The following is a 12,406-nucleotide window of genomic DNA, read 5'->3' as shown; positions in this document are numbered from 1 at the left end:
ATTAAAATAAAATTTCACGGAAAACAGGGGTAAATTGGATGACAAAAAGATGGTTTGGATTTATTAGATTTCCCTTTATTATTATTTACTCAAATCCAACCAACCTTGATTGATCCCGATATAAGTCATATTGCTAACCAAGTAGCATTTAATCTGCCTGGGATAAAATTTCTATTAAGTAAATCTAACTGGTGGATCTGCATCTCCCTGTGATTCAATTGAACCTATTAGAAATCTTCAAGATCTTTAGATAAAAGAAAAACAATCTTAATTTAAGCTGATATTTTTCAGGTCAGGAAATTCTGAAATTTTCGTTTGTTTCTATTTATCCTGAATAATTTGATTCCGTTTATGTTTAAACGATTAGGAGCTATGTCCAAATATTCTTGAAATTTCGGCTACAACATTTTTTCTGGATAGCACCACAAGGATATCGTTTACAAATATTCTTGTATCTCCTTCAGGTATAATAACCTGATTGTTTCGCTTTATTAAAACTACTAAGGAATCTGATGGTAAGATTTTTTCTTTGGATAAGGATTTAATGTACTGATTAGAAATTTTTGAGTTTTTTTCGACCATCATTTCTAATAGCTCATATCCATCTCCTAAATCTAAGAATTCTTTCACATTTGGCCCAAGCATTGCGCGATAAAGATATTTGCCATTTAAACGGTAAGGACTCTCTACGGTATCAATACCTAATTGGTCAAAAACAGGTAGAAGATCATCATTATTAACTGAACTTACCAATCGTTTAATTCCCATTTTTTTAGCAAGCAAAATTACCAGTGAATTTACAGCATCATCATTAGTAGTTACAATTATTGCATTAGCTTCTTCAGCTTTTGCTTCTTTTAATGTATCTGGATTGGTAGCATCGGCATTAATCACCACACAGTCATAATTAGTAGCCGCACGATTAGCAATTGATTCATCTTTTTCAATAACATATACATTTTGCCGATCTTTTAAAGCTGCTTCAATTACATGTTTTCCTGTTTTTCCAGCCCCAACTATTATAATATTCATTTTTTTAAGTTTTATATGTTTCTAATTTTTGTTCCATAAAATAATACCCTTACTAAGACCAGAATTGGTATAATTTCAATTCTTCCTGCCCACATTTGTACGATATAAATTAATTCTAGTATTGGATTCATGGATGGATCTGAAATTCCAGTAGAAAGACCAACCGTTCCCTGAGCCGAAGCCGATTCGAATATGGCATCTACCAGTGTATATCCATCTCCCATCCAATAAACGGTAAAGCACGTTGAAAAAAATACGAATAATAAATAGATAAGGGTAAATACTCCTGCCTTGGCCAATTCTTCATTCATTTCAGAAGGAAGCATATAACGATTATTAAATTTGACTTTTTTTATAGTATTTTCAGAAGCAAATATTTTATTGATATGCCAGCGCAGTCCCTTCTGAATTAATAATGCTCTTATGATTTTTACACCTCCTACTGTACCTCCTGCAGAGCCTCCAATAATCATAGCTCCTGCTACCATAAATAAGACTGGTAAATCATCCCATTGACTAATATTAGATGTTTGCCATCCTGTGGTAGATAAACCACTTATAAATTGAAAAATCCCTTCACGAACAGGATCAGACACGCCATTGGAACTTGCTAATAACAGTGCAAGAAGCCCCCCTCCAATTACAGAAGCTATAATAAATGCACGGGTTTGAATATCTTTCCATAACAGCTTATAATTTTGAAGTAAGGTGAATCTGTATAAAAAAGGAATAGATAAACCTCCAACTAACATAGGAAGCAAAAATAGAATATCCATTTTTGCTGATTTATAAGTTGCAATACTATCATCTAGCGTACTAAAACCTCCTGTAGATTGTCCTGCCATTGCATGGTTTATAGCATCGAAAATATTTTCTGAAAGCGGATAGTCTGGCAATATAAAAAACGTACCTATAAACAAATACACAGCCATCAAAAATGTAATAAAAACATATATTTTCCATATGGAACGTGCAGTTTGAATGACATTGGTTTTTAATTTTGTTCCGCTAGCTTCAGAACCGTATAAAAGTAAGGCAGATTGCCCTGGAATTTGTTTAAAGATGGCAAGCGCCATTACAATAAATCCTGCTCCCCCAATCCATTGCGAAAAGCAACGATAGAACAGTAAAGATTTTCCTATTGAAGGTTCGTGGTAAGACATGGTAAGCCCAGTGGTGGTGAAAGCACTGGTACTTTCAAACAAACAGTGCAGCGGATTGCGAAAATTCATTAAGCTGGACTCATAATCAAATCCTTTTGGGACAAAAGACTGCATAACTGTTACGGGAGTAATCTGAGCAATAATAAAGTAAGGTATACTTCCCATAATTATTATCATTAACCAACCTGAAGCTGCTATCATTAAAGATTGTTGATGTTTTGGTTCTTCTACATTTTTTAAAGATTTATAGGAAAAATATGCAATTCCTGATACTATAACCGAAGAAATACCAAATCCTAGTAATGAATACCATTCTGCGTAAATGATAGCTGTGAAGCTAGGAATTAGCATTACTCCTCCCAGAATAAATTGCAAAATTGCAATCTGTTTAAGAATTGTTTTCAACATTTATATAAAGAATTAGAATCTATAAACAGGTTATTTTCTTCAGTGAACTTTCAATCTTTAGTAATTCTTTTTTACTTTAGATAGATTAGAAAATTTCAATTTATCTTTATTGGTGTATAATAGTACAAGGCTTTGTGTACTTGATTGTACATCTTGAAGCTTACTTCTAAAATCTGAAGCAGATTCAGCACAGATAAGCGCATCAACCTTTTTTCGATAAGAAAATCACTTTGAAGTAAATTGCTTAAATCCTGTAAATTTTGAAGTGCTAATTTTCTTTTTAAATCCTTAATAGATAAATAAATATCAGTAAAAACCTGAGGATTTTTAATTTCTAAGAAATTCTTTTTATGCGCATTCATAACGTATTTTTGAATCAATTAGACATCTTACTTATGCCCAACTTTATTACGTTACAAATGTCGGTGAGAAATTCATTGACCAAAATCAAGATTTGATCGCAAAGTATAAAGATTTTATAAAGATCTTCAGACTATATTTTTGTTCGCATTTTAAATTACTGAAATCGGTATCCAATACCACTTTCAGTTATAATATGCTTTGGATGATTTGGATTAGCTTCAATTTTTTTACGCAGACTACCCATAAATACTCTTAAATATTGTGTTTGTAATTGAAAACTTTGACCCCATACTTTTTTTAATAAATATTGATGCGTTAAAACTTTACCTTCATTTTTAGCCAAAAGAAAAAGTAAATCATATTCAGTTGAAGTCAGTTTAACTAAACTCTCTCGAACCTTTACAGTTCTGGATACAAAATCTATAAAAATATCGCCCGTTGTTACTGTCGTATTATTATCGCTAGTATGATTATTACGAATTGCAGAACGTATACGAGCTAATAGCTCTCCCGTACGGAAAGGTTTGGTTAAATAATCGGTCGCTCCATTGTCTAATGCTCCAACAATATCATTTTCGCTATCCTGAACGGAAAGAATTAATATAGGATTATTAAACCACTGCCTTAGTTCCTGTAGTACCTGATGTCCTGATTTATCTGGTAAACCTATGTCTAATAATATTAAATCTGGCAAATGATGCGCCGCCATCAACAATCCTTCTTTAGCCGTATTTGCCTGCAAAACTTTATAGTCATTACTTTCTAAGTTTATTTGCAACAATCTACGAATTTGAGGTTCGTCATCTATGATTAAAATTGCAGCATTATTCATTTTCTTCCATTTCTAGGGTTGATCTTTGGGCAGGTATTTCAATATGAAAATGTGCACCACCTATTTGTATATTTTCTAAGATAATTTTTCCATTCAGCGCTTCTGTAAATCCTTTCACTATAGAAAGGCCTAAACCTGTACCCCCTGTCGCCGTACCACTTATTTTATAAAACTTATCAAATACCCGATTAATTTCATCTTTAGGAAAACCAAATCCGTTATCAGAAATATCAATAATTAACCTACCATCGTTGTAATTACTTAAAACAAGAATATTTGAATTTTTAGGTGTGTGCCGAATAGCATTATGGATAAGGTTATACAATATCATTTCCAGAAAACCGCCATCAATTAAAACCAAATCAACATTTTCGTTGGCCTCGAAAAAAACTTGTGGATCATCTGGTTTTTCTGTATTTTCATTAATTACTTTAAAAATAAGTTCATTTACATCTACCCAGTCAAAAGTTGGTTTTAACATTCCTGCATCCAAGCGGCTCATATTGAGTAAATTTTCAACTTGACGATTTAACCGATGTCCCGCTGTTGCGATTTCATCATATAGCGATTGGATAATTTCTTTAGATAATTTTTCTTCATTTATGACTATAGTATCTACCGAACCTATTATGGTTGATATCGGAGTTCTAAGCTCATGAGATAAAGAATTGAGCAAGGTATTGTAAAGTGCTATTGTTTTCTCTTTTTCTTCTTCATCTCTTTTTTTATCCTCGAATTGTCTAATTTTAATTGTGAGCACACCGTTAATCATGGCTATAAGGAGGTACATTATAAATAACAATAAATCTTCAGCCGAATTGATTTTAAAAGTATAAAAGGGAGGAATGAAGAAAAAATTTAGGATAAGTGCACTCAGCAATGCACAAACCAATACCGGAAATATACTAAAAATTACAGCCGTAAGCGAAACAGCCAATAATAGTATAAGAGCTACCACTTTGTAGCCCATGAAATCTTGAAAAAAGTATGACGTAAAAAACGCTAATAGTATTATCGAAATACCGATAACATATTGCTGATTGAGACTGATTTTTTTACTATAAACCGAACGCACCTTTTGTTTGTAAATTTAGGTATTAACTTATAAAGATTTTATAAAGATTTATAAATAAACTTTGAAGGAATAATTGCGATAACACAGAGCACAATGTTGTAAGCACTCATTGTTATCGAGATTCGCAATTTTTGAATTTTAATGTAAAAGGTTTAAATGGATTTTTACATAAAAACTCCGGAAACCTCCATAAACATGCAATTCTTCACAGTAAATTTCACAGAAAAATGAAGTTTGAGGCATAAGAACGATTCTAGCCATATGCCCTTTTATTACGCTGAAGGCATAAGGCAGAATGAAATCGCTAAATAGAACTAAGTATTTTTTTGTTTTCTTGTATTGCATAAATACCTCTTAATTAAAATTTTAGTGCTATTTTTATAAGTCACGATTTAGTAATTAAGATATAATTCATCCTCTATAGTGCTAAAAATTGAAGAGATTCCTTCTATTCTTATTACTTAATTCTACAATGACTATTTATGGAAATGAACAAAATAGATACTTGTTTTTTCTTCACAATAGATTTTTAGAAGAACATGAATTAAATGATATTCATCCAGAATATGGAAAAACGGAATATAAAGCTATATTAAACGAGTTTAGGAGTTCCGGATTAAGAGTTTTTAGTGAGAAAAGAAATGGTCGTGTAAATGCTCGGGAATATGCATTACTAATAGTTGAACAGATAGATAGTTTGTTAGCAATAGGTGTAAATGCCAATAAAATTACCATTGTAGGAACTTCTAAAGGAGGCTACATAGCGCAGTATGTTTCAACACTGGCGAATAATCCAGATTTAAATTTTGTTTTTATAGCTTGCTTTCGTGAGAGTGATTTGGTTAATATTCCTGAAATTAATTTTTGCGGTAATATTCTGACGATTTATGAAAGAACAGATCCATTTGGGGTTTCTGCATTAGAAAGAAGGAAGAATTCCACATGTAACATATCACATTTTAAAGAAATTGAGATAGATACAGGCTTGAATCATGGTTTCCTTTTCAGGCCTTTAAAAGAATGGATCTTACCTACTATAAAATGGGCGAAGGGTAATTATAATTAATTTGTAAAGAAATTCAGTTCGTTATTTCAATGAAATGATTTTAATCTAAATTACTATTTTTTTAATTTAGACCAATAAGATTTTATCAAAAACATCAATCAAAATGGAACATCCAAAAAACATCGGGGTTCATGAAACCGCCTTTGTGACTTCCGCTTTCCGAGCAACCGATAAAAATTTGAGTCAGGATAATTTTGCCCAACTATGGCAAAATTCTAAAACTGATAAATGGATCGCCGAATATCTTAAACAAGTCTCTTCAGAAGAGCCTTTTACTCACTGTTTAAGGAATAGATATTTTCTGGATGAAATTAATGCATTAGTACAAAAGAATGAAATTGATGTACTGATCAATTTTGGAAGCGGCTTCAGTATGTATCCTTTTTTACTTGATAAGAAACTATTGCATATTGAAATCGATAAGCCTGAAATAGTAACTTATAAAAAGCAAAAACTAGAACATTGGCAACAAAAGGATGTATTACCAAAACGGAATATTCATTTTATCGGTGTCGATTTCACTTCAGAATATAAGTCAGGTTTAATTACAAAACTAAATACCATTAAAGGAAATAGGCCTTGTTTTATCTTAATAGAAGGGGTGCTTTTCTTTTTAAACAGAGCGGAAACCAATGGCCTGTTTCAGTTATTTAATACGATTCAAAACTCTGGCGACTATATTGGTAGTGCTTCTTTTCAGGAAACGATAAAGGATACCCAAGCTTTTAAAAATCTCTTGCGCTTTTTCAATTTAAAAGTTGAAAAAATAAGTGAAGATGATTACCAAACTATTGATGATCGCTATTATACCTCTGTACCTAATTATACCTTAATAGACCAACAGGATTATTTTAGTCTTTCGGAAAAATATCACCATAAAGTCATTGAAGAAAAAACACTGATTTTGAATGAAAACTTTTATTTGTTGAAGAAAATTTGAGCTGTTTTATATTTTAAGAGTTTTCCTCTTTCAAAGTTTTTAATTGTACTATTTCCATGATTTATTACAAAACTCTGATATTATGGCGTGAACTAACGGTCTTAATTGAAAAGAGAATTCCGAGTTTATGTAAATGATTTATTTCAGAAAAAACGTATTCCAAAACTTACGGCATTTTTCATAGTGTTTCGTTTTCAAATTAGACAAAAAGGCGTGAAAACGAAAGTCAAATCAATATGAGCTACAATATACTTAAAAAAAGGTCACCGAATAGGTCACCGAATCGGACTCATTTTTAATGATTGCAAATGATATGATAAAGTACCTTAAAAGTAAAAAAACCTTGAAAATCAATAGATTAACAAGGTTTTTGATGCCATTTATATATGGCCTAAGTCGGGATGACAGGACGCTTGTAACATTCTGTAATCCGCAGTATTCATACGGTTTACCATGGTTTCCTATTCCGAAACTCACGATTAACTCACATTATAATCAGAACATATTATTGAAGTCGTTTTGGTACTTCATTTCTACAAATTTAAAGAAAAGTATACTATTAAGATTAAGTTTTAAACAGTATAATTTATAAGAAGCTTTTATGTGGTTTCAATAAACTCTAAAAGATAATTTATGATTTTTCTTCAAATGGTTTTTTATTTTTTGTATTTAGTCGGTGAAAAAGTAAAAATGGCGCCTTCACTTTCTATATTTTTAAACCAGTAAAAGAAAAGAGCTACCAACGGATTTTGTGACTAAACTAGAAATCCGTTGGTAATCCTTTATGTTGAGCTATAGATAGTAATTCCCAATAGTCAAGTCCTTTATTTTTCAGGTAAACTTTTGCTCTTCTTCCATTGCATAAATTTAATTTTATCATTTTGATCTAAAAATTCTTTTCTTCTTTCTTTTGGTATTATTTTCTATGTAGAATCTCTTTGACCACGAAATTTTTAATAATTCAATCTATATTTTTTTAAATTAATTCGTGCCAATGTTCTATCGATTTTAATTTGATTCCTAACATTGTTTAAAATTAATGTTAACGGTTTGGATATGGCTTTTGAAGGTATTGAGGCACTTTCCTGCACCATCTAATCAACGCTGGCTATGGAGCAAAATCCTGATGATAGCAATTACATATTTTGAGTTATATGTATTGTTATGCGCTTTATTTGATATTTCTTCCAAACCAAGATAGATTTAATTCATCAGAAAAGGTTTGGCTATCATAAATGTCTGTATACTCAATTCTTAAATTCCAATTTTGAAAAGTATCTCGAATATTACTTTTTGTTTCTGAAATCTGAGATTCGGTCTTTTCGAAATCGGTTTCGAGTGTCCAACGTATTAGTTCTAAATTTTGACCTGCTGGAATTGTCCGATTAAAATAATTCCCTGTAAAATTTTTCAGCTGATGTTATTTCTTCTACTGTTTGGTATACTTTCAATTAACATTTTATTTGCAGGGATTTTAACTCCATTTAAAAACAGTTTTTGAAAAATAAGAGGACCAATGCCCGAATTATCAATTCTGATGTATATATTACTTTCATAGTCCCCAATTCGTATTTTACCGATTGGTATTATAGATTTTATGTTGTGCTTTTTTTGAATGTATAGAGTTCTCCAAGTAAATACAACAGCAACTGTCGCTATTGGAAGAATTATATCTTTAAGTAAAATTAAATTTTCTAATTCCATACACATAGTTTATTTTTATTGTTCATAACGGCAGGAATCTGCGTATTGCGGTATTTCGAAGCACTGCACTATCAAAACGTTACAATGTTTTTAAATGCTTTAATATTCAGATTTATCAGATCGCCCCTTATTAAGTATATTTTTTGTAGATTGTCGTGATTTTTTTCTTCAGTCTATCCGCGCTTGGGACAGCCATACTTTTTGCCAAGTTTCGATTGGTCTATTAGTTTCTTTGAGCGACCTGGTAATTTGTATGGTTGTGAATGATAAGCTTAAAAATTATTCATATTTCTCCTGCCAATCATCAGCAATTGTTTTCCAATCTATATTTCTTTTCACTTTCTTTCCATCGCTATCTTCTCCAGACCAGACATCCCAAAAATCAGGGTCGTCAGATTGAGGACGTTGTTCTTTCTCTAAATCACGAATTTTTAATAGTATTGGTAATTCAGATGCCCAACCCAAAAGAATTGCTCTTTGCGAAGGCAGTGATGGTAATTCTTTTAAAAGTCCTTTAAAATTGTCAGGTAATAACTTTCCAACTAACTCTTGGTCTCTGTCGTTACTAATCCTGTGCATGATAAAACTATTACACTGCGAAAGAACTGTTGGGGATAATTCCGAAGGTCTCTGAGAAGAGAGAACTAAGCCCAATCCGAATTTCCTTCCTTCTCTAGCAATTTTCTCAAATACTTTAGTACATGTAGATGAAGAGTTACCTTCATTATTATCATTATATCTGGTAATAAAAGAATGAGCTTCCTCCATTACAAGCACAGAAGGTAAACTTTTACCATTTATTTTTCTGTAGCGTTGTAATGCCTCAAAAACAATTCTAGAAATAACAGCTGTTGTTACATGGACTATTTCTGATGGAACTAATGATAGGTCAATTATCGTAAAAGATGTTTTTTTGTCTGAACCAAGATATTTTTCCAACCATTTGTCTAACTCAATGTCAGTTTTATTACCAATTATTGAATCCATTCTTGAATCTGCCAACATTGTTTTTATTCTGGCGATTAAAAATTCAAGGTATTGTTCATTACCTGTTTGCTGAGCAAGAGCAGAAAGATAGCTTACAAAAACATCCCCATCAAATGGTATCGGAATATCCTCATTTCGAGGTAATAATTCATTTTCATTACCTCCCAAAGCTTCATATGCTTCAACAAGCGAATCAATCATATCATCAACTTCTTGTAGATTAGAATTAAAATTCGCGTATTGTTTTGTACGTTCAGGTTCATTAAGAAATCCATCTAAACACTCAATAAATTCATCTAACTCTTCTATATCATCCTCAATTGAGGATTTTATATGGTCAAATCCTGTTTTCCAGCTTATAACAAGTTCATAGAAATGCTTTGGTTTTGGAAAATTCCCCCATGGAGAACCATTACTTTTTTCATGTCTAAGAGCTGTCAAAACTGTTCCAGCGTATCTTTTAGCAACAATTAAATTATCCTCAGAAGGTTCAAGTTGTTCATTTCTCATTGCCCTTAAAGCACGCTTAAGTAATGGTAATTGAGCTTTAGTACTAGCCTGTGTAAAAGAACTCCATTCTGAACTATTCCACAACCACAGCGGAACGTTCAACCCATTTTCTTCATCTCCAACTTTTAAAACAGTGGCTTTATCTTTAAACGCCTTAGAATACTCGCCATTAGGGTCTAAAATAATAAAACGGGCATTCGTGTTATCTCCCTGACCAGTAGCTTCGATAGACCACTGAATTAAACCTGCCACAGTACAAGATTTACCACTACCAGTGTTACCTAGAACTGCCAAATGTCTTCCAAATAACCTGTCTGGGTCTATTTTCACTTCTGCATTTGCTGTCAGTGAGCTATTACCGATATAAACTCTACGGTTAGAGCCTGATTCAACTATAGATTTTAATTGCAAATCTGTTGGTATTAATACAGGAGAACCAATGCTTGGGAATGAATGTACACCTCTTTGGAATTTAAAACTATCCTTTGTTGGCATTTTAAGGATTCCTAAAGGGGCTAATTTCATTTTCCTAATCGGAAATGGCAAATCTATTAAACCATAATCTTGATATCCTTTTCTCTTTGGGAAAGGTGAGCGTTCAACAGCAATCCATTCAACTTGACAAACTATACTTCCTCCCTCGTTCGGAATTAAAACATAGCTATTTATACGTGGAAATTCTCTTGGAACACCTGCATTTGCAGAAATTCCATCTGGAGCATCTAAATCCAATTGAACTTTTATTTCGTCAGGAGATACAAACTCAACAACTCCAACTCTAAGTGAAGCATGATTCTCTATTGGCGTCCTACTCATCTTCATCTTCTTTATTCTGGTTCACTATTGGAGCTACGGTTCCACGTGCCTTTAGCAAATCAGCCATTTTGTAGGTTGTTCTATCTATTGCTGGTTTTGGCAAGTAATTATCAACTAATGTTTTTAAATCACCAAAATGATAACCTAATAACAATGTTATTTGGACTGGTCGTTTAGCTTTGGAGTAAAACTTCTTTATCCTATCTCCAATATCATCAAATCCTATAATTACCAAATGAGTAGAAGGTATTGTTAGCATATCAATCAATACCCTATTTATATGGTCGTCTCCAAAACTATAACCATATGTTACAACAGTAGAATTAGGTCTAATAATGGAGCTTGCTAAATCTCTAAATAGTTCAACATATGGGTATTCTGATGTTTCCCTATCTTTCGAAGAGTTGGGATAAATCATTAGACTTCCTTCTTGGCTGTAATCTTTAATGCTTTCAGCGCCATAAGGTAATGCAAAACGCCTGACAAGATTGTTTTTTTCTATCCAATCTAATGAGCCATGTAGTTTTGTGAAATTTACTACTCCTTCTAAATATCTAGGCTCTCCTCGAATTCCAGGAGGATTATAATGTATATCAATGTTTAATCTAGAAGAACGAAAGATTGGAGAAATACTCCCAACAAACCTATCAATTAAGTGCAGCCCTGCAAGTTCTGCACCGAATTCTGTAATTCTATCATAATTAGTAGTAAATAAGTTTAAGCGTTCTCTTGTAGCTATTCTACTTGCAAAACTTAGTATGAAGTTCATTAAATATTCTGCAGGTTCATCTTTATCAGAAGTAACAACATTGCGTTCCGATTCTAAAACTGTATTTGCAAAATTTGTAATCCCATCTTCTAAATCGACTTTTAGTGCTTTAAGTTTATTAGTTTCTTCACTATCACCAACAAGGTCTAAAGATGAAATTATTTCTAAGCCTCTAATTAATTCATTCAAGGTTCGAATTTCATCTTCAATATTTGCTTCACCTCTTCCTGATTTTTTAGCTGATTCCTCTGAGATATGTTTTATTTCGTCAGCAAATGCAGAAAGTTTCATATTGCCCATTCCTGCACCTGCTGTTCCTGTTGCCATATAATGAACAGCAGAAGAAATTCCTGCACCTGTTAGAAGAGATAAATGCTCACTTTGAAACAAAGCAGTCAACCATGGTTCAACTACATTTCTTAATTCATCAGAATCTGGGTCTTCAATAACTGTCGGTTCTTTATAATCCCTAAGTTTTAATATGTGTTTACCTCTCCAGTTTTCATCTACTGTCATAATAGCTATTTTTACTGCTTTGTACTGATTATCATATATCTATACATTTCAAACTCCTTTATATCTCATGACTTAAGAATGTAATTACTTTTAAGTATAACTATATCGTCTGGCATATCAAAAAACATCATAATTTAAAATCATTAAGTTTTTCTACGGTTTAATATTCAGTATTCTCCACTCTTTTACCCCCATTGCGTATCTTCTGAATTATATTTTGACTTA

At 32.2% G+C, this 12,406-nt stretch carries 10 protein-coding genes; 2 read left to right on the top strand and 8 right to left on the bottom strand.

Annotated features, from left to right (window positions below):
* Positions 1-363: 363 nt before the first annotated feature.
* From PBT91_RS05895 to PBT91_RS05875, 5 genes are all read right to left on the bottom strand, one after another.
* Positions 364-1,032: a potassium channel family protein gene (locus PBT91_RS05895; RefSeq protein WP_270060847.1), complete on the bottom strand. Its 669-nt coding sequence runs from the start codon at positions 1,030-1,032 to the stop codon at positions 364-366.
* An 11-nt stretch (positions 1,033-1,043) separates the two neighbouring features.
* Positions 1,044-2,603: a TrkH family potassium uptake protein gene (locus PBT91_RS05890; RefSeq protein ID WP_270060846.1), complete on the bottom strand. Its 1,560-nt coding sequence runs from the start codon at positions 2,601-2,603 to the stop codon at positions 1,044-1,046.
* A gap of 95 nt (positions 2,604-2,698) precedes the next feature.
* Positions 2,699-2,965: a hypothetical protein gene (locus tag PBT91_RS05885; RefSeq protein WP_270060845.1), complete on the bottom strand. Its 267-nt coding sequence runs from the start codon at positions 2,963-2,965 to the stop codon at positions 2,699-2,701.
* A 155-nt stretch (positions 2,966-3,120) separates the two neighbouring features.
* The gene (locus PBT91_RS05880; RefSeq protein WP_270060844.1) at positions 3,121-3,798 is read right to left on the bottom strand and encodes a response regulator; all 678 of its coding nucleotides are present in this window, start codon (positions 3,796-3,798) and stop codon (positions 3,121-3,123) included.
* On the bottom strand, positions 3,791-4,873 hold the full coding sequence (locus tag PBT91_RS05875) for a sensor histidine kinase (protein WP_270060843.1): 1,083 nt from the start codon (positions 4,871-4,873) through the stop codon (positions 3,791-3,793). The genes PBT91_RS05880 and PBT91_RS05875 overlap by 8 nt, the downstream gene beginning before the upstream one ends.
* Before the next feature lie 472 nt (positions 4,874-5,345).
* Here PBT91_RS05875 and PBT91_RS05870 point away from each other — a divergent pair, with 472 nt between their 5' ends.
* Positions 5,346-5,939 (top strand): alpha/beta hydrolase, encoded by a 594-nt coding sequence (locus PBT91_RS05870; protein WP_443089644.1) that lies wholly within the window; start codon positions 5,346-5,348, stop codon positions 5,937-5,939.
* A gap of 103 nt (positions 5,940-6,042) precedes the next feature.
* A complete protein-coding gene (locus PBT91_RS05865) occupies positions 6,043-6,879 on the top strand; it encodes a class I SAM-dependent methyltransferase (protein ID WP_270060841.1) in 837 nt (278 codons plus the stop codon).
* Between the two features lie 1,410 nt (positions 6,880-8,289).
* Here PBT91_RS05865 and PBT91_RS05860 read toward each other — a convergent pair.
* The 3 genes from PBT91_RS05860 to PBT91_RS05850 all read right to left on the bottom strand — a co-directional run bounded on the left by PBT91_RS05860 (position 8,290) and on the right by PBT91_RS05850 (position 12,181).
* A complete protein-coding gene (locus PBT91_RS05860; protein ID WP_270060840.1) occupies positions 8,290-8,583 on the bottom strand; it encodes a hypothetical protein in 294 nt (97 codons plus the stop codon).
* 279 nt (positions 8,584-8,862) lie between these two features.
* Positions 8,863-10,896, bottom strand: coding sequence for an ATP-binding protein (locus tag PBT91_RS05855; RefSeq protein WP_270060839.1), 2,034 nt, complete (start codon positions 10,894-10,896; stop codon positions 8,863-8,865).
* The gene (locus tag PBT91_RS05850) at positions 10,889-12,181 is read right to left on the bottom strand and encodes an SIR2 family protein (protein ID WP_270060838.1); all 1,293 of its coding nucleotides are present in this window, start codon (positions 12,179-12,181) and stop codon (positions 10,889-10,891) included. The genes PBT91_RS05855 and PBT91_RS05850 overlap by 8 nt, the downstream gene beginning before the upstream one ends.
* Positions 12,182-12,406 lie beyond the last annotated feature (225 nt).

Origin of the sequence: Zunongwangia sp. HGR-M22 (assembly GCF_027594425.1) — a bacterium.
Classification (GTDB): Bacteria; Bacteroidota; Bacteroidia; order Flavobacteriales; family Flavobacteriaceae; genus Zunongwangia.
The sequence above is the reverse complement of the archived record's forward strand: the minus strand, read 5'-3'. Positions and strand labels throughout refer to the sequence as shown.